Genomic DNA, 18,502 nt, shown 5'->3' on the forward strand with positions numbered 1-18,502 from the left:
ATCCGCCGATCGAGACCTCCGGCCTCCTCCTCAAGAAGGGGACTGCTCCGGCGGCCGCAGGCGGAGCCGCATGGCGGGGTCGCGCGAAAGGGCGAAACCCAGGGACCGGTAGAGCGGCTCCCCCTCGGAGGAGGCGCGCAGGTCGATCGTCCTGATGCCACGGTCGCGATACCAGTCGAGCAGCGCGGCCATGCAGCTGCGCGAGTAGCCGCGTCGCCGGTGAGCCGGGTCGGTCACGACGTTGAAGACGTATCCGACCTCGCCGCTGGGGTTGCCCGGCCCCGGGAGCCGGTACTCGACGGTGCCGACCGCGCACGCGGCCAGCAGTCCCGCCCCGTCCGGACGGTCCACGACGAAGGCGACCAGCGTGGGCTCCGGCTCGGCCAGCCGCTCGCGGAGCATCACCTCCGCGGTCTCCTTCCAGCTGCCGTCGGCCGCCCGGTGCCCAGCCAGCTGGGTCATCAACACTCCGCGCAAGCGGACCAGCTCCGCGGCGTCCGCCGCTATCGCCCTGCGTGCCTCGTTCATCGGCCAGAGCCTAGCCGCGTGGACGTGGAGCGGGCGATCTTCACCCGTCGACGACCGGGTGGCGCACGGGCGAGCCGTCCGCCCGCCGCCGCCCTGGCGGCCGACCGGCTCGTCCGGGGCCTCGGCGGGAATTCCGCCGCACGCCTTCATGTACCGCGGCGCGCGCCGGACCACAGAACGGACCAAACTCTAGAGAGTTGCTTGCACTTAGTGCAGATGCTTCGCACGCGCCGAGGCCCTACTGTCGTGGAGTGACCTCCACGTCCCCGGGCGCCCGGACCACAGGCGGCGCGGACAAGGCCGAACGCCGGCGACGGCTGCGTCAGGCCGCCCTGACATTGTTCGAGCAGCGCGGATTCGCCGCCGTGTCGATCGACGACATCGCGGCGGCCGCCGGTGTGTCCCGGCGCACCTTCTTCAACCACTTCGACACCAAGGCGGGCGCCCTGTTCGACCCGGCCCCCGGCGAAGCGGCCCAGGTCGCGGATCTGTTCGTACGGGAGGTCGGCACCGACCCGTGGGTCGCCCTGACCAGGGCTCTCAAGGCATTTCTGACCGCGGAGTTCCGAACGGTGTCCGCGCGGCGGCGCATCCTGGCCGGCCGGCCCGAGCTGAACCGCTTCCTCCTGGGGGCCGACGCTCATCTCGAGCAGCCCATCCTCGACTGGCTCGGCAGCCGCGGCATCACCGGCCTGAGCGCCAAGACGATGAGCAGCATGGCGCTCACCTGCGTCCGGGAAAGCGTCATGGCATGGGACTCCGAGGGCGGCCCGGCACCGCTGTTGGAGATCCTCGACCAGATGTTCGCGCTGGCCGCGGCGGGTACAGCGGCCATCTGCGCGGCGCGCACGGACACCGCCGCCGACAAAACCACACCCACGGACACCGCCGCCGACAAAGCCACACCCACGAACACCGCCACCGGCAAAACCACGCCGAAGGCGGGTCAGACCCGGAGCCGGATCCTGCTGGCCGCCGAACGCCTGTTCGCCGAGCACGGGGTGTTCGCGGTCTCCAACCGCCAGATCAGCGAGGCCGCGGGTCAGAGCAACAACGCCGCGGTCGGCTACCACTTCGGCAGCAAGGCCGACCTGCTGCACGCGATCGTCGAGCACCACACCACGCTGATGGAGCGGATCCGCGAACGATTGCTGCGGACCAGGGGTGACAGCACTGATCTGCGCGACTGGGTCGCCTGCGTCGTGCTGCCGTTCACCGAGCATCTGAGCAGCCTGGAAACCCCGACCTGGTATGCCAGGCTCGCCGCTCAGATCATGACAGAACCGCAGCTACGCGAGCTGGCGGCCGCGGGACTGCACGACGCGCCCAACTTCTACACGGTCGTCGGCGGCCTGCACCGCTGTCTTCCGGCGCTTTCCCCCGAGCTGCGCCGCCGACGTGACGACATGGCACGCACGCTGCTCGTGCACATCTGCGCCCATCGCGAGCGCACGCTGCCGCCCGACGTGGACGCGGCCAGGGCGGCATGGTCGGCCACGGCCGCCGAGCTGATCGATGCCATCGAGGGGCTGTACCTGGCCCCGCACCCGAGTATTAAAGCAGTCGTTTGACTTAATTTTCCGCATTCGGTTAGCTTCTCTCAGACGGGGCGATCATCCGCCGCTGCGAACGTGTCTGCCGCCCCGTCCGATCGACTCCGCGCCAGACGATTCCCTGTGCCGTTTCCCCGGGCGCGGCGATGACTCGGCGGCTCCCGAATCGGAAGGGCATGCATGGACCACTCTTCGACGCCGCCTGCACACTTCACCGTCGCGGAACTGGGCTTCGACCCGGACGTGCTGCGCGCCAGGTACCGCCACGAACGCGATCGCCGACTGCGGCCCGACGGCAACGCCCAGTATCAGGGCGCCCGCGGCAAGTTCGGCTACTACGCCGCCGACCCGTACACCCAACGCGCCGAGCGGGAACCGGTCCGCGACCGAGTCGAGGCGCTGGTGGTGGGTGGCGGCTTCGGCGGGCTGCTCACCGGGGCCAAGCTCCGTGAGGCCGGCGTGGACGACATCCGGATGCTCGACGAGGCCGGCGACTTCGGCGGCACCTGGTACTGGAACCGCTACCCGGGCATCCACTGCGACATCGAATCATCGATCTACCTGCCACTGCTCGAAGAGGCCGGCTACCTGCCCACCATGCGATACGCACCCGGCGAGGAGATCCGCCGGCACGCCGTCGCGATCGCCGAACTCTACGACCTGTACCGCGACACGCTGTTCCACACCCGCGTCACGCAGCTGCGCTGGGACGACGCCGCGGCCGAATGGCAGGTGAGCACCGACCGTGGCGACGACTTCCGGGCCCGCTATGTCGTGATGTCCGCCGGCACCCTGGTCCAGCCGAAACTGCCCGGCATCCCCGGCATCGAGACGTTCCGCGGGCACACCTTCCACACCAGCCGCTGGGATTACGGCTACACCGGCGGCGACCAGAACGGCGGCCTGCACACGCTCGCCGACAAGCGCGTCGCGGTGGTGGGCACCGGCGCCACCGGGATCCAGGTCATCCCGCACCTGGGGCGCGACTCGCAGCACCTGTACGTCTTCCAGCGCACCCCCTCGTCGGTCGACGTGCGCGACAACCGCCCCACCGACCCGGCCTGGGCCGCTTCGCTCAAACCCGGCTGGCAGCGGGAACGGATGAAGAACTTCCTCACCGTCGTCACCGGCGGGCCCGTCGAACGGGACCTGATCGACGACGGCTGGACCAGCACCGCACGGCTGCAACGTCACCTGATGGCCGGCACCGTCGACACCGACCTGTCACCCGAGCGACGCGAGTACCTCGACGAGATCGCCGACTTCCAGAAGATGAACCAGATCCGCGCCCGCGTCGACGAGATCGTCGGCGACCCGGCCACCGCGGAACTGCTCAAGCCCTGGTACCGCTACATGTGCAAGCGGCCCACCTTTAGCGACCACTACCTGCAGACGTTCAACCGGCCCAATGTCACCCTGGTCGACACCGCCGACCACGGCGGCATCACCGCGATGACGGAGTCGGCGGTCGTGGTCGGCGAGCGGGAGTACGAGGTCGACTGCGTCATCTTCGCCACCGGCTTCGAGGTCGGCCTCTCCGGCATCGTCTCCGGCGCCCTGCCGGTATACGGCCGGGACGGCGCGGCCCTGCTCGACACCTGGCGGCGGCAGGGTCCTCGCACGCTGCACGGCTTCTACAGCCACGGCTTCCCGAACCTGTTCCACCTGGGCTCACTGCAGAACTCCTCCGCGGTCAACTTCGTACACATCCTGCAGGAGCAGGCCACCCACATCGGCGCCGTGGTCGCCGAGGCCCGCCGGCGTGGCATCGCGTCGGTCGAGCCGACCAGTGATGCCGAGGACGCGTGGGTCGCCACCATCCGGGAGCTGGCACCGGACAACAGGGCGTTCCAGGCCGAATGCACGCCGGGCTACTACAACAACGAAGGCAAACCACGCCCGGTCAGCCAGACGTACGGGCCCGGTCCCGTCGCCTTCCACGACCTGCTGCGCCGCTGGCGCACCGAGGGCGGCATGGACGAAGTGCTGGCGGGCAACCGATGAACCGCCGCGAAGTCGAGCGGCTGATCCAGGCGCGCCCGCTGTGGGGATCGAACGGCATGGCCTTCGGACCCGACGGACGCCTGTACGTGGCCCAGTTCCTCGCCGGCCGGATCAGCGCCGTCGACCTGGCCACCGGCGACGTCGAGGTGGTCGTGCCATCGGACGGGCCCCTGCACGCCCCCGACGACCTCGCCTTCGACGCCGACGGCGCGATGTACGTGACCGACCTGGTCCCGGGCCGGGTGTGGCGACGTGACCCGGCCGGCGGCTTCACGCTGGTCACCGACGAGATCACCGCACCAAACGGCATCGCCTGCGTCGGCACGCGGGTGTTCGCCAACGAGATGATCCCGGGTGGACGCCTGCTGGAGCTGTCCCCGGCCGGTGACGCGCCCACAGTGCTCACGGCGGGCCTGGCCATGGGCAACGCCATGCAACTCGGCCCGGACGGGCGGCTCTACTACCCCCACATGCTCACCGGTGAGGTGTTCCGCATCCCGCTCGACGGTGGCGAGCCGGAACTGGTGGCCGCGGACGTCCCGGATCCGGTCGCCGTGCGCTTCGATCGTGGTGGCGCCCTGCTGGTCCTCTCCCGCGGCGCGAGCGGGATCGTCACGCGCGTCGACCTGGCCGGCACCGGTGACCGGTCCGCCATCGTCAGCGAGCTCAACGCCCTGGACAACGCCGCCTTCGACGCCGACAACCGGATGTTCGTCTCCAGCTACGCCCACGGCGGTGTCGCCGAGCTCGCGGCCGACGGACGTACTCGCCAGATCGTGCCCCGCGGCCTCGGCGGCCCCTTCGGGGTGACGATCGATCTGGGCGGCGGCATCCACGTGGCCGACCACTACCGCCTCATCCAGCCCGCCGACCAACAGGGCGAAGCCGACCAACAGGGCGAAGCCGACCAAGCGGGCGAAGACGTCACCACCACCCAGCTGCTGAACTTCGTGCACGGCGTCGCCGCCGACGGTGACCTGCTCCACACCACCTCCCAGTACGGGCACGTACGCACCTACGACCGGCGCTCCGGCACCGTGCGCACCCGGGCCTCCGGCCTGAACCGTCCGCTGGGCATCGCCGTGCGCGCCGACGGCACCCTGGTGGTCGCCGAATCCGGCGCCGGCCGCGTCGTCGCGATCGACCACGACGACCAGGTCAGTGTGCTGGTCGAGGGCCTCGGCCGCCCGGTCGGCGTGGCCGTCGACGCCGACCAGCGCTGCTACGTCAGTGACGAGCAGCTCGCGGCGGTGTACCGGGTCGAGGACGGCGTACCCCGGCTGCTCGCCGACGGGCTCGGCACCCCGCAAGGCATCACCGTCAGTGGCGGCACCGCGTACGTCGTCGAGACCACCCACCGCCGGCTGCTCGCCATCGACCTCGCCACCGGCGACGTCGAGATCGAGGCCGACTCTCTTCCGGTCGCGTCCGCGGCCGGCCTGACCCGTCCCGAACCCGATCTGTTCATCCCGCCCGGCCTGCCCGGAATGCCGCGACCGTTCGCCGGGATCGCGGCCACGGCGGACGGCTCGCTGATCATCGCCGCGAACGGTGACGGCAGCGTTCTGCGCATGCACCCCGAAGAGAGCGCACTATGAGCTCCACCCCTGACAGGACCCACCGGCAGATCCTCGAAGCGCTCAGCGGACTGCTCCTCGCCCTGTTCGTCTCGACGCTGGCCAGCACCGTGGTCTCCACCGCGCTGCCGCGCATGCTCGGTGTACTGCGTGGTTCCCCCACCCAGTACACCTGGGTGGTGACCGCCACCCTGCTGGCCGCCACCGTCGCCACCCCGATCTTCGGTAAGCTCGCCGACCTGTTCTCCAAGCGGACACTGATCCAGATCGCCGTCCTGATCTTCATCGCCGGCTCGATCGCCGCCGGCCTCTCCCAGAACGCCGGGCAACTGATCGCCGCCCGCGCCCTGCAGGGCGTCGGCGTCGGCGCGGTGCAGACCCTGGTCAACATCGCGATCGGCGCGCTGGTGTCACCCCGGGAACGCGGCCGCTACGCCGGATACCTGTCCAGCGTCACCTCGATCTCCACCATCGGCGGCCCGCTGCTGGGCGGTTTCATCGTCGACACCTCGTGGCTGGGCTGGCGCTGGTGCTTCTTCGTCGGCATCCCCGTCGCGATCGTCGCGCTGGTCATCCTGCAGCTGACCCTGCGACTGCCGATCTACCGCCGCGACAACGTGAAGATCGACTACTGGGGCGCCACGCTCATCACCGCGGGCGTCAGCCTCCTGCTGATCTGGGTCTCCTTCGTCGGCGACGCCTTCGCCTGGGCCTCCTGGCAGACCGCCGCCATGGTCGGTGGCTCGATACTGCTGCTCGGCGTCGCGCTCTGGGTGGAATCCCGGGTCTCCGAGCCCATCGTGCCGCTGCGTGTCATCCGGCAACGCGCCACCGCCCTCGCGATCCTCGGCAGCCTCGCCGCCGGCACCGCCATGTACGGCGCGACCGTCTTCCTCACCCAGTACTTCCAGATCAGCCGCGGCCACACCCCCACCGAGGCCGGCCTGCTCACCATCCCGATGATGGCCGGCATCCTGATCTCCTCGATCACCGGCGGCCGGCTGGTCACCCGTACCGGAAAGCTCAAGCCGTTCCTCATCACCGGAACCATCGCTCTTACCGCCGGATTCGTGATCCTCGGCCTGCTCGACCAGCAAACGCCGATGCCGCTCATCGGGTTCGCGATGGTGCTCGTCGGCGCCGGCGTCGGCCTGACCCTGCAGAACTTCGTCCTCGTCGTGCAGAACGCCGTCGCGCTGACCGACATCGGCGCCGCCAGCGCCACCGTCGTGTTCTTCCGCTCCCTCGGCGGCACCGTCGGCGTCGCCGTGCTCGGCGCGGTCCTGGCCCGCCAGGTCGGCACCGGCACGGCCGGCGGGGTGCCAGCGGCCACCGCTTACGGTGACGCCACCGGACACGTCTTCCTCATCTCGGCCGCCGTCGCCGTCGTCGGTGTGGTCGCCGCGCTGCTGCTCAAGCCGATCACCCTGCGCACGAACGTGGACGGGCGCAAGCCACCGGCTGAGACCACGGCTGTCGTGAAAAGCCGGAAATGACCAAGCGTGAGCGGGCCTGGAGCCTCCTGGCTAGTCGTTCCCCGAGCCCTTGGACGTCAGCAGCGGGCAGATGTCGCGATAGGGCGCACCTGCCAGATACTGGTTCCACTCTGGGCGGCTCAGCGTGCGACCCGCCCGTCCGCATACGAGCTCGGCGACGCGGTCCCCGGCGACCGGTATCTGGGCGATGGTGCCCGAGTGGTTGCCCGAGACGTACAGCATGCCGTCGTCGGCGCTGAACGCCAGCCGGTCGAAGATGTCGATGGGGAACGAGCCGAGCCGCTGCCGTGAGGCGACGTCCCAGACCTGCGCGGTGTAGACGTCATCGAAGGTCTCACCGATGGACCTGCTGATCGCGGCCAGGAGTGTGCCGTCATGGCTGAACAGCACGGCTTCGATCTCGGCGTTGCTCGCCACGCGCAGGGCGGGCGTCAGTTCGGCGCCCTTCGCGCTGTCCCACAGCTCGATCGTGCCTGCGCCGAGGGCCAGGAGCGGCGCTGTGGGGCTGACGGCGATGGTGTTGCCCGCCCGGTTGAACCCGCTGCCGACGAGCTTGCCGGTGTCCAGGTCGAGCACCCTGCCGGTGGTGGTCACCATGGCCGTGCCGTCGCGGGTCGAGGCGACGATCCCCGTGCCGGTGTCGAGCTTGTGCCGGGTGAGCACGCGGCCGCTGCCGGCGGCCAGGACGATCAGCTCGTTTCCGGCGTCCCGCTGGCTCATCTCCGCGAGCGACAGCACCAGCTTGCCGCCATCGGGAGTGAACGCCGTCGAATTGACGGACCGCTCCCTGGGAACGGGATAGTGCCAGAGCCGCCTGCCCGTGGCCACATCCCAGACGGAGACCCCCGAGCCCTCGCCGGTGGCGGCCAGCCTCTTGCCCGCCGGATCGAACAGCGAATTGGTGGTGCCCTCACTGCCGGCCAACGGCACGCCCAGGCGGCGCGTGTCCCAGACGCGTGTGGGCGCGTCGTCTTTCTCGGCGGCGATCAACCGGCCGTCCTGGCTGAACCCGCCGACCTCGTATCCGCTCGGCAGCCTGCCGCGAGAGACACGGGAGCCGATGCCGAGAGTGATGATCGAGCTTTCGAGCAGATATCGGATGGTCTTGCCGTCAGGGTCCGGCCAGGCCTCGTCCGGCTCGCCCTCCGCCACGTAGGTGTAGAGGTCATCGCCTTTCTCGGCGTCCCACAGGTGGATCGTCCTGCCCTCGACACCCAGCAGCCTGCTGCCGTCCCGGCTGATCCGCAGAGACGTGGGCGAGAAGTCGTCCGAGGCCGACTCCTGCCAGAACGGCCGATCCTCGTCGGGCAGTTTCCTGGCTGTGCGCAGATCCCAGGCCACGATGTCGCCGTTGGCGCACAGCAGCCGCCGGCTGTCCGCCGTGAACGTCGCGGCGGTGCCGCATTTCTTCGGCATCCGGGTGTCCACGGTGAGGTCGGGCAGACGGATCACCTTCAGCCCGCCCTGGTTGATGCCGATCCCCGCGATGTAGGCGCCGGAGGGCGCGATGGCCGGGCCGGAGTCGGCCTCCAGCTTCGGAGCGTAGGACCTGCCCGTCCGGGTGTCCCACAGGAACTCCAGAGTGGTCTCGCGCATCACCGCGACGAGGCTCTCATGCGCGTCGAAGACGACGTCCACGCCGGCCGCTGCCACGCGGTGCTCGTGCAACTTCTTGCCCGTCATGGTGTCCCAGGAATACACCGTGTCCCGGCTGGCGATCACCAGTGTCCCGCCGCTCGGGCTGAGGGCGGCCGCCGACGGCAGTGCGGCGAATCCGCTCGGCCACTTCCAGAAGGTCGTCTGCCGCCGCGAAGGGATGTCGTAGACCCGTACCCCGTCCTCGCCGGCGATGACCCGCATGCGCCCGTCGGCCGCCGCCGCGGCCGCGGAGACGCCTTTGGCGCCCGGGTCGCGGAAGGCCATGCTCTCCGGCATCGTCAGTGAGGTCATCAGGCTCTTCCTGGTGTCGGGGCCTGAGGCCAATCGCCAGCCGGCCACGCTGAGCAGCATCGCCTTGGCCGGGTCGGTGGTGCGCAGCTTGTCGGCCTCGGTCGCGACCTGCCGTCCTATGGCCTGGTCGCGCTGCTGGGCGACCAAGCGGCTCTGCTCGGCGACCTGCCTGCCCTGCACCACCGCGATACTTCCCGCGGCCACCGCCACCGCCAGCAGTACGCCCAGCGCCACCGTGGTCATCCGTCTGCGGCGGATGTTCTTCCTGGTCAGCTCCGTGCCCGCGGCAAGGAAGTCGCGCTCGCGCGGGGTCAGCGTGACGTGTCTGCGCCCGGTGGCCGCCCAGGTCAGCGCGTGGTCCAGGTTGCTGCCCCGCAGCAGGTCGCCGTCCTTGCGCCCGTTCTCGGCCCACTGGCGCGCCGCGTTACTGATCTGACCCAGTACGGCAAGGCCGTCACGGTCGCCGTCCACCCACGTCCGCAGCCGCGGCCAGGCACGCAGCAGGGCGGGATGCGACAGCGCGACCGCGTCGTCCTTCTGCGTCACCAGGTAGGAGAAGGCCCGCAGAATCTGCTCGATGGCCTGGACCTCCTGCTCCGAGCGGCCGGCGAACAGTTCGTCCTTCAGCACCCAGCGGACGCTCTCGTGCCCGTCGTCGGTGACGGACACCATACGGAGGAAGACCTCGGCGGCCAGCTCCCGTACCTCGGGAGCGAGCGCGCCGTAGGCGTCCTCGGCGATCGTGCCGAGCGCCGGATCGGCGGTGCCGGGCACGTGCACGCCACTGGCCGCATGGCTGCCCGCGGTCAGCAGCCCGCGCATGTCCGAGCCGTCGCCGCTGACCAGCGCGAGGAGCAGGTCGCGGGCCGAGGGCCGGGCCGAAGGGTCCTTCTCCAGCGCGGCGGCCACCAGCGGGGTCAGTCGCGGCGGCAGCCCACTCAGGTCGGGCCGCGCCGACAGCACCCGGTGCATGACCCCGCCCAGGTTGTCCGCTTTGAACGGGTCCTCGCCCGTGGCGGCGAACACCATGATCGCACCCCAGGCGAAAACGTCGGCGGGCGCGCCCGCCCGCTGCCCGGTGAACACCTCAGGCGCCATGTAGGTGGGCGTACCGGACACCTCGCCGGTCTTGGTCAGCGACATATCCAAGGTCCGCGCGATGCCGAAGTCGATCACCCGCGGACCGTCGGGGCTGAGCAGCACGTTGTCCGGCTTGAGGTCTCGGTGGATCACGCCCGCGTCGTGCACCGTGGTCAATGCGGTGGCGATCGCGGTGGCCAGCCTGTGCAGGTCGTCCCCGGTGAACCTGCGCCCCTGGTTGACCGCCTGTCGCAGGCTCGGCCCCGGCACATACTCGCTGACGATGTACGGCTTGCTGCCCGACATGTCCGCGGCCAGCACCCTGGCCGTGCAGAACGAGGCCACCCGGCCGGCGGCCGTCGCCTCCTTGGCGAACCGGTCGCGGCCCTCGTCGCTGGCCGAGTGGAGCACTTTGAGCGCGACCCTGCGCCCGTCACGGTCGTAGGCGTCGTACACCACGCCTTGGCCTCCGGAGCCGAGCCGGCCCGCGAGCCAGTAGTCCCCGATGTGCTCCGGATCTCCCGCGATCAGTGCTTCCACGGCGTGTTAGATGCCCGACCGGCCGGCAAGGTTCCCGCCGGCCGGGGTTACTTGATCGCGCCCGCGCCAATGCCCTTCACGATGTGACGCTGCGCCATCAGATAGAAGATCACCACCGGCACGATCGAGATGGTCGTGGCGGCCAGGAGGATCTGCTGCTGTGGCGTCTCGGCGGAGGTGAAGGCGGTCAGACCGCGCTGGACGGGCATGAGGGAGTTGTCGTCGAACAGGACGAGCGCCATGAGGTACTCGTTCCACGCTCCCAACCCCTGGATGACCGCCACGGCGGCGAGGCCGGGCCGGGCCAGCGGGAGGATCACGTGCCAGAAGACGCGCAGCGGACCGGCACCGTCCAGCCCGGCCGCCTCCTCCAGCGCGCGGGGCTGGCTGACGAAGAAGCTGCGCATGATGAGCGTCGACATCGGGAGGCCCGAAGTGATCAGGACCAGTACGTAGCCCACGGGATTGTTCGTCAGGCCGAGTGAGATGAGCAGTTTGTACTGCGCCAGGAACATGGCGGGCGCGGGGATGATCATCACGGCGAGGATGACGAACGTGAACACGCCCTTGCCCGCGAAGTCGAGTCGCGCGAGCGCGTACCCGGCGAGGCTGGACACCAGCACGATGCCGAGGACGGCGGATCCCGTGTAGATCACGCTGTTGCGCAGGTAGACGCCGAGCTCGCCCTGGACCCACGCGGTCACGTAGTTGCCCCACTGCGGGTCGGCAGGCAGGAAGCTGTCGTTCGAGAGCAGCTCCGTGAGGCTCTGCAGTGATCCGGACAGCATCCACAGCAGGGGGAACAGCGCGATCAGTGCGGCGACGCCCAGCAGTCCGTACAGACCGACCTTGTCCAGGCGTACCCCTTGTCGAGTCCTGCCTGTGGCCCTTTCCGTCATCTGGGCGCTCATACGCGGGACCTCCGCCTGGTGATGGTGAGCTGGAGCACCGACAGCAGCACGAGGGCGCCGCCGAAGATGACCGACATGGCGGCGGCGCTGCCGTAACGCCAGTTGACGAACGCCTCGTTGTAGATCGCGAGGGTCGGCACCATCGTGTGCTGGCCCGGTCCGCCGTTGGTCAGCACCTGTACGGTCCCGAAGATCTGGAGGGCGGCGAGCAGGGTCAGCAGGCTCACGATCGATGTGACCGGTGCCAGCTGTGGCCAGGTGATGTACCGGAACTTCGACCAGCGGTTCGCGCCGTCGAGGTCGGCGGCCTCGTACAGTTCCTTCGGCACGTCCTGCAGCCCCGCGAGGAAGAGCAGGAAGCCGAACCCCCAGTGAAACCAGACGAACACCGCCGCCACGACGGGCAGCGCGACGGCCGGCTCGCCGAGCCAGTTCTGCTGGAGCGCGCCCAGACCCACCAGGCCCAGGAGCCGATTGAGGATGCCGGACCCAGGGGCCAGGATGAACGAGAACAGCAGGCCGACGACCACCACCGACAACACGCCCGGCAAGTAGAAGACGGTGCGGAAGAACGTCTTGCCGCGGGCGACGCTGTTGACGGCCAGCGCCATGATCAGGGCGATTCCGTTGCCGAGGAAGAAACCGACGACACCGAAGAAGACGACGTTGCGCATGGACGCCCAGAAGATCGGGTCGGACGCGACGAAGTCGTAGTTGGCCAGCCCCACCCACGGGGTGTCGGGGCTGACGCCGTCCCATGACTGGAAGCTCAGCAGGATCGCCTGCGCGAACGGCGTGATCGTGAAGATCCCGATGAGCGCGATGGCCGGAGCGAGGAACAACCAGCCGATCAGGTTGCGCCGGAGGGCGCGCCTCCCGTGGGGCGGCCTTGGCCGCCCCACGGGAACCGCGAGTCGCGACGTCGTCATGACGTGCGGTCCTGCGCCGCCTGGATCTTGGCGAGTACGTCGTCCACCGTCGTCTCGCCCAGCACCAGGCGCTGAGACTCCGCCCTGATCGCGGTGATCACGTCAGGCTTGAAGGTCGTCGACATGACCTGCATGCCCTTCACACCGGCGGCGAAGCCCGCGAGCTGGCCGGGGATGTCCGCGCCGGCGAGGAGCTCCGGGTTGCTGGGCAGGATGCGGGCGACCTTGGCGAACACCGCCTGCTGCGCGGGCTCGGTCAGCCACTTCACGAACGCGAGCGCCTGCTCAGAATGGTCGCCCCTCGGGTTGATCACCGCGCCCTTCCCGGGGACACCCGGCGAGCGCGGCTCGTGGACGCTTCCGGGAGCCTTGGGCAGCCCGGCGGAGAAGTAGTCCTCGAACTCCGGGTTCGTCCTCAGGCCCACCGAGACACCGGGAGCGGCGTCGAAGATCGCGCCCATCTTCTTGGTGAAGAAGGACGACTCCACGTTCGGGTGGTCGTCCTGACCGCCGGGAATGGAGTTGTTCGCGATGACGCCGGCCTTCTTCAGGTCGACCAGGAATTGGAAGGCGTTGCGCCAGCCGTCCTGTTTCCAGGTTGATTTCCCGTTGAGGGTTGCTTCGATCTCGGCGTCCGTCAGCCAGTTCGAGGCGACGGCCTGAATGAAGTTCGGTGTCTGCGAGGCCGCGATGGAGAATTTGCCTCCGTCCGAGGCGGCGAGCGCATCGATGAACGCTGCCGTCGTCGCGGGCGGCTTTTTCGCCGACATTCCGGTCAGCGCCGGGTTGATGAGGAGGCCGTATGTTTGCGTCTCCCAGTGCACCGCGTAGACGCCGGGCTTGACCCCGAGGTTGTTGCCTTCCTGGAACGTCGACATCTTGAGCACGGCAGGGCTGAAGTTCTTGCTCCACCCGGCATTCAGCTGGGCGGAAAGGTCCATCGCCCAGCCGGCCTTGTAGAAGGGCGCCATCTGGGTCGCGTCGAACGACGAATAGATGTCGGGCATGGATCGGGACTGCGCCTTCGCCTGGAGCTTGGGCAGGTAGTCGACCGGGCCAGGCGTGTCAATGGTGATCTTGACGCCGGTCTTCGCGGTGTACTGCTTCGCCAGTTGGGTGAGCGCGGCCTCTTGTCCGCGCGACTGGTTCATGAAGGTCAGTCCGACGTCCCCGGTGGCGGATTTGCCGGACGACGAACAGGCGGTCAGGGCAATCGCCAATGATCCGGCCGCGATGATGGCGCGGCGTGTTGTGGAGTTTGTACCCATAATCCTCGCTCGCCTCTTTCGTGTACGTGAGGAGCTACTCAGGGGTGGACAAGGCGCTCGGGCGGGGGAGCGCGCCCAGCCCTTCTGAGGTGATCAACCAGCCGTCGGGAAGCTCTGCCCCTTGGTCGACCGCTGTGGCGATGTGCGCCATGGCGGCCAGCAGTCCGCCATTCGCCGGCAGATAAATCGTGAGAAATCCCGGCATTTGTGGATTGTGTCCGTTGGGCAGGAACACGTTCTTGGGCGACGGGAGCAGGAGGGCGTCGATCGCACGGCCTACGTCACCGAGGCGGGCCGCGGTCATCGCCATGACGGGGTAGTCCCAACCCCAGCTGGACCGCAGGTCCCAGTGCTCCCAAACGGAGTCGAGCGTCGCCGACATCGTGGCCGGGTCCACGAGTCCGGTATCCGGTAGCCACCCCAACGCCATGAGCATGGACGGGTGGTCCTTGCGGATGAGCATTGGGGGAGTGGCGATCGCGGCGTATGTGCCGTCGGGCAGTAACGCGGGCCGACTCATGTTCCGCGCCACCCGGTCCCACTCCTCGCTCGGTTCGAGACCGAGCCGAGTTCGCCACTCGTTCGCCACGCCGAGCGCCCACGACCAGTACGCCAGCTCGAACGTCGGATCGGTGGTCGTCGCCCGGTCGACGAGGTAGCTCTCCTGCGCGGGGATGAGCGGGGGCGGCAGCCCGAACGATCCGTCGCGCTCCTCGGCGAAGTCGGCCATGAAGTCGGCGGTCGCCTCGACGAGCGGGTAGTGAGCACGCAGGAACGACTCGTCGCGCCCCTCGCCACGCAGCAACTCCAGCAGGTAGATCACGTGCGGCTGCTGCCACAGGAGGAAGACACCGATGTTGCTCGGCGACTCGCGCGCGGACGGATCGGTCTGCTTCGGCCAGCGGGCTCCGCGATACCCCTGCCGGCGGGCGGTCGCCTTCGCCGCCGCCAAGGCGCCGTGATACCAACGCATGCCGCGCTCGAGCAACCGCCCTCGGCCCCACATCGGGAAGTGCGCCGCATGCCACCAGTGCATCTCGAGGTGGAACTTCCCCGACCAGGTGTTGTACGTCAGACCGGACTCCGCGGCCGGCGTGACGCCGGCGCTGTTGACGGCCATGAGGTACTGCGAGACGACGATGCGACGTTCCAGTTCTGGGGCGCGCGCGTCCGTGCTCCCGGCGAGACTGACCGCGGCACCGGTATTCCAGTGCTCCGCCCACCAGGTCTCCGCTGACTGGCTGACGGCGGAGAAACCGTCCTTGTCCTGCTGCCGGAGTTGAGACGGTGTCAGCGTCACCACCACTTCGAGAACGGTGGCGTCTGTGCGCGCGACGGCTTCCTCCCGCAGGCTGCCAGTGGTGCGGACGTCTACGCTGTAGGTCAGCGCTTCCACCGTGCGCCGCGCGTTCCAGTGGCACTCCGACCGCCGGTCCCAGACCGTCTCTTGCGCGAGGGGGAGTTCGAAGGCGGCCAGGTCGTCCGGCTGCTCGTCGAACACCCACGCGACGCCCCATCCGCGCGGCAGAAGCCCGGACTCGACCCGCACCGCGAAGCGGTGATCCCGTGGGTCGGCGACGGTGGTGACGCGGACGCGCTCGCCGTCGAGGACGTACTCGGCCCGGACCGATCCCGTCCACAGGTCGAGCTCGGTACGGGCGTCGGTCAACGCGGTCGGATCGTCGAGCCCCGTCCCGTCGGGGCGGACCAGGGCGAGGCGGCCGAGGTGAGCGCGGCGGGGATTGAAGTGGTACCACGCGCCCGCGACGAACTCGTCGGCGATGGGGTCGCCGGCCCGTTGCAGACCCATGCGGTCGAGGTAGGGGACCGGGCCGCGGGAGGTCTCGTACAGGGTGGTCGCGTCCTCCAGCCGGAGCTCCCGATCGGCGCGCGTCTCGTACCAGCCCCAGGTCGACTGGGTGCGCAGCGGGATCTGGAAGTCGTCGGCGTCGAATACGCGCGGGTACTGCTCGGGCAGACCGGACAGACCATCGCGAACGACGCGGTGCGGGTCGGGGACGAGCTCGTGGAAGGACGGGAACGTCTGCAGTCCGGAGATGTCGACCGTGAGCGCGATGTCACCGTTGCCGACCGTGAGGACGTCGGCGGGGTGCGCGGACGTCAGCACGGGGTTGTGCCGTCGCACGAGTCGGCGCCGGTCGATTGCTTCGGGCATCGTCAGGTCCCGCCGTCTTGGAGCGCGTTGGACTTGGCGACGCCACCCAGCCACGCGAGGCTCGGCTTGGGCCGGCGCTCGAAGGTCTCCCGGTCGACGGCGACGAGGCCGAACGTCGGATCCCAGTGGCCCCACTCGTAGTTGTCGAGCAGGCTCCAATGGATGTATCCCCGCACGTCCAGGCCGTCTTCCATCGCCTCGGCCAGCGCGGTGAGCGCGCCGGTCGTGTAGGCGACGCGCCGGGAGTCGTCACCGGTCGCGATGCCGTTCTCGGTGACGACGATCGGGACGCCGGGCAGCACGTCGGCGGTGTGCCGGACGGCGATGCCGAGGGCGTCGGGCCGATACGCCGTACGCACGAGAGTGTTGTCCGGGCGCACGGGGTGCGGTTCGATGCCGTCCAGCCCCACCCACTGCGCCGAGTAGGCCTGCACCCCGATGAAGTCGTCGTCACGCGCCGCCTCGAGGTAGAGGTCCTCCCAGACGTACTCCAACTGCCGGCGCACTTCCTCCGCACCGGGGCGGGTTTCGAACGCGCGGCTCGCGACCGACCAGCCCACCCGAGCGTCCGTGCGGTCCCGCAGCACCTCCCGGGCCGCGTGGTGGGCCTCGATGAGACGGCGTCCGACCTCCACCGGCGGAGCCGGCTTCGCCGGTCGGGGCGTGTCCGCCTCCAGCGTGGGGCTCAGCCACTCCATACCCGAGTCGGGGTCGAGCGTCGCCTCCGCCTCGCGCACCATGATCGCGAGCATGTTGGGCTCGTTGATGGTGCAGACCCACTCGATGCCGTCGAGGATCGAGGTGGCCGTCTCGACGTAGGCGCGGAAGCGGTCCACGGCCCGGTCTCCGCGCCAGCCGCCCTCCTCGGCGAACCACCTCGGCGAGGTGAAGTGGTGGATCGTCACGAACGGGGTGACACCCGCGGCGAGACATGCGTCGATCATGCGCCGGTAGTGCGCGAGCGCCGCGCGGGACACCCTCCCGGGGGCCGGCTCGACGCGCGCCCACTCGATGCCGAAGCGGTAGGTGTTCAGGCCCGATTCCGCGACGAGCCGGATGTCCTCGGAGTATCGGTGGTAGCTGTCGAGGGCGTCGCCGCTGCGATCCGCTCCTGGCATGCGCTCCTCCTGCGCCCAGAAGTCGCTGTTGACGTTGTCGCCCTCGACCTGGTGCGGTGCGGTCGCCGCGCCCCAGAGGAAGCCGTCGGGGAAGGTGTGCATGCGTCTCTCGATCATGTGTCGGTGCGACGGTGGCCGTCGGTGCCGGCCCCGGAATGCGAGTCAACGTAGCCGCTGCGTCGCGAGCAGGTCAAGGAAAAAACGTGTACCGGTCTACGGCACTACTGCCAGCTAGGACGGTTGTGCTTTCGATCTTCCGCTATCTTGCATAGACCGGTCTACGTTCTCGGTAGGGCTCGGTTCGAGAAGGGATGTCCATGGTCGCGCCTGAGCGACGACGACGAGTGACCATTTCCGACGTGGCGGAACACGCCGGGGTCTCCAAGGCGGCGGTCTCCAAGGTCATCCGCAACGACTACGGGGTCAGCGAGGCCATGCGCGACCGCGTCCAGCGGGCCATCGACGAGCTGGGCTATCGCCCTCAGGCGGCCGCGCGTGCGCTGCGTGGACGGGCGTACACCATCGGCGTGCTCATGCAGCACATCGGGATCCCGTTCTACGCCGAGATCATGACCGGCCTGGTGGAGCACCTCACCGAGTCCGGCTACCAGGCGATCATGATCCAGGGCGGCACCCGCGACAAGACCGAGAAACGTGCCCTGGACGCTCTGACGGACCGGCAGGTGGACGGCATCCTCATGATCGCTCCACTGGCCGGCCGTGCCCAGCTGGAGCGGGTGGCCCGCGAGATCCCCACCCTGGTGCTCGGCCGACATGACCGCTCGCCGGCGTACGACTCGATCGTCGACGACGACCGGATCGGCTCCGAGCTCGTCATGGAACACCTGATCGCGCTGGGCCACCGTCGCATCGCGCACATCACCTTCCAGCAGGAGCACGGCCGCCCGGCCGACCAGATGCCGCGCATCAGGGCCGAGACCTACGAACGTGTGATGCGTGATCACGGGTTCACCGCCGAGATCGCCGTCGCCGCGACCTCCTACTCCGAGGAGGGCGGCTACCGTGGCGCCCGCGAGTTGCTGAGCCGCTCTCCGCGCCCCACCGCGATCTTCGCCGGTTCCGACGAGGCGGCTCTGGGTGTCCTGGCCGCGCTGCACGAGGCCGGCCTGTCCGTCCCGGGTGACGTCTCCGTGGCCGGCTACGACAACACCAGGCTGGCCGCCCATCCCCACATCGCGTTGACCACCGTCAACCAGGACGGAGACGTCATGGGCCGGACGGCCGGGCGGCTGCTGCTGGAGCGCATCGAAGGCCGCTCGGCGGCGGCGCACTTCTCGGTCATTCCCCGCCTGGTCGTCCGGCGCTCCACCGCGTCTCCCCGTTCACGTCCTGCCGATACGCAATAGGAGAA

At 69.3% G+C, this 18,502-nt stretch carries 12 protein-coding genes; 5 read left to right on the top strand and 7 right to left on the bottom strand.

Translation table 11 applies throughout. The features are described from left to right. Positions 1-30: 30 nt before the first annotated feature. Positions 31-528 carry a GNAT family N-acetyltransferase gene (locus tag ACQP2T_RS27555; protein WP_433518938.1) on the bottom strand — a complete coding sequence of 166 codons (498 nt, stop codon included), beginning with the start codon at positions 526-528 and terminating at the stop codon, positions 31-33. Positions 529-779: 251 nt separating this feature from the next. Between ACQP2T_RS27555 and ACQP2T_RS27560 the strand changes: the two genes are divergently transcribed. From ACQP2T_RS27560 to ACQP2T_RS27575, 4 genes are all read left to right on the top strand, one after another. Continuing rightward, complete coding sequence (locus ACQP2T_RS27560; protein WP_433518939.1) at positions 780-2,099, top strand: TetR family transcriptional regulator; 1,320 nt, start codon at positions 780-782, stop codon at positions 2,097-2,099. Positions 2,100-2,261: 162 nt separating this feature from the next. Beyond that, positions 2,262-4,085: a flavin-containing monooxygenase gene (locus ACQP2T_RS27565; protein ID WP_433518940.1), complete on the top strand. Its 1,824-nt coding sequence runs from the start codon at positions 2,262-2,264 to the stop codon at positions 4,083-4,085. Beyond that, the gene (locus ACQP2T_RS27570) at positions 4,082-5,683 is read left to right on the top strand and encodes an SMP-30/gluconolactonase/LRE family protein (RefSeq protein WP_433518941.1); all 1,602 of its coding nucleotides are present in this window, start codon (positions 4,082-4,084) and stop codon (positions 5,681-5,683) included. Before ACQP2T_RS27565 ends, ACQP2T_RS27570 begins: the two co-directional genes overlap by 4 nt. Beyond that, on the top strand, positions 5,680-7,158 hold the full coding sequence (locus ACQP2T_RS27575) for an MDR family MFS transporter (RefSeq protein ID WP_433518942.1): 1,479 nt from the start codon (positions 5,680-5,682) through the stop codon (positions 7,156-7,158). Before ACQP2T_RS27570 ends, ACQP2T_RS27575 begins: the two co-directional genes overlap by 4 nt. Positions 7,159-7,188: 30 nt before the next feature. Here ACQP2T_RS27575 and ACQP2T_RS27580 read toward each other — a convergent pair whose 3' ends face one another. From ACQP2T_RS27580 to ACQP2T_RS27605, 6 genes are all read right to left on the bottom strand, one after another. Then, positions 7,189-10,728 carry a protein kinase domain-containing protein gene (locus ACQP2T_RS27580; protein WP_433518943.1) on the bottom strand — a complete coding sequence of 1,180 codons (3,540 nt, stop codon included), beginning with the start codon at positions 10,726-10,728 and terminating at the stop codon, positions 7,189-7,191. 47 nt (positions 10,729-10,775) lie between these two features. Next, on the bottom strand, positions 10,776-11,639 hold the full coding sequence (locus ACQP2T_RS27585) for a carbohydrate ABC transporter permease (RefSeq protein WP_433518944.1): 864 nt from the start codon (positions 11,637-11,639) through the stop codon (positions 10,776-10,778). Further along, a complete protein-coding gene (locus ACQP2T_RS27590) occupies positions 11,636-12,568 on the bottom strand; it encodes a carbohydrate ABC transporter permease (protein WP_433518945.1) in 933 nt (310 codons plus the stop codon). Before ACQP2T_RS27590 ends, ACQP2T_RS27585 begins: the two co-directional genes overlap by 4 nt. Then, positions 12,565-13,719, bottom strand: coding sequence for an ABC transporter substrate-binding protein (locus ACQP2T_RS27595; protein WP_433518946.1), 1,155 nt, complete (start codon positions 13,717-13,719; stop codon positions 12,565-12,567). The genes ACQP2T_RS27590 and ACQP2T_RS27595 overlap by 4 nt, the downstream gene beginning before the upstream one ends. Positions 13,720-13,870: 151 nt before the next feature. Further along, positions 13,871-16,012 (bottom strand): hypothetical protein, encoded by a 2,142-nt coding sequence (locus tag ACQP2T_RS27600; RefSeq protein WP_433518947.1) that lies wholly within the window; start codon positions 16,010-16,012, stop codon positions 13,871-13,873. A 2-nt stretch (positions 16,013-16,014) separates the two neighbouring features. Continuing rightward, a complete protein-coding gene (locus ACQP2T_RS27605) occupies positions 16,015-17,247 on the bottom strand; it encodes a family 1 glycosylhydrolase (protein WP_433518948.1) in 1,233 nt (410 codons plus the stop codon). A 242-nt stretch (positions 17,248-17,489) separates the two neighbouring features. On the opposite strand from ACQP2T_RS27605, the gene ACQP2T_RS27610 reads away from it, so the two are divergent. Beyond that, positions 17,490-18,497 carry a LacI family DNA-binding transcriptional regulator gene (locus tag ACQP2T_RS27610; protein WP_433518949.1) on the top strand — a complete coding sequence of 336 codons (1,008 nt, stop codon included), beginning with the start codon at positions 17,490-17,492 and terminating at the stop codon, positions 18,495-18,497. Positions 18,498-18,502 lie beyond the last annotated feature (5 nt).

Origin of the sequence: Nonomuraea sp. CA-143628 (genome assembly GCF_050942315.1) — a bacterium.
Taxonomy (GTDB): Bacteria; Actinomycetota; Actinomycetes; order Streptosporangiales; family Streptosporangiaceae; genus Nonomuraea.

Excerpts from the sequence above, each read along its gene's own strand:
- ACQP2T_RS27555 (WP_433518938.1), bottom strand. The coding sequence starts at position 528 with ATGAACGAGGCACGCAGGGCGATAGCGGCGGACGCCGCGGAGCTGGTC.
- ACQP2T_RS27565 (WP_433518940.1), top strand. The coding sequence starts at position 2,262 with ATGGACCACTCTTCGACGCCGCCTGCACACTTCACCGTCGCGGAACTG.
- ACQP2T_RS27570 (WP_433518941.1), top strand. The coding sequence starts at position 4,082 with ATGAACCGCCGCGAAGTCGAGCGGCTGATCCAGGCGCGCCCGCTGTGG.
- ACQP2T_RS27575 (WP_433518942.1), top strand. The coding sequence starts at position 5,680 with ATGAGCTCCACCCCTGACAGGACCCACCGGCAGATCCTCGAAGCGCTC.
- ACQP2T_RS27585 (WP_433518944.1), bottom strand. The coding sequence starts at position 11,639 with ATGAGCGCCCAGATGACGGAAAGGGCCACAGGCAGGACTCGACAAGGG.
- ACQP2T_RS27590 (WP_433518945.1), bottom strand. The coding sequence starts at position 12,568 with ATGACGACGTCGCGACTCGCGGTTCCCGTGGGGCGGCCAAGGCCGCCC.
- ACQP2T_RS27595 (WP_433518946.1), bottom strand. The coding sequence starts at position 13,719 with ATGAACCAGTCGCGCGGACAAGAGGCCGCGCTCACCCAACTGGCGAAG.
- ACQP2T_RS27600 (WP_433518947.1), bottom strand. The coding sequence starts at position 16,012 with ATGCCCGAAGCAATCGACCGGCGCCGACTCGTGCGACGGCACAACCCC.
- ACQP2T_RS27605 (WP_433518948.1), bottom strand. The coding sequence starts at position 17,247 with ATGATCGAGAGACGCATGCACACCTTCCCCGACGGCTTCCTCTGGGGC.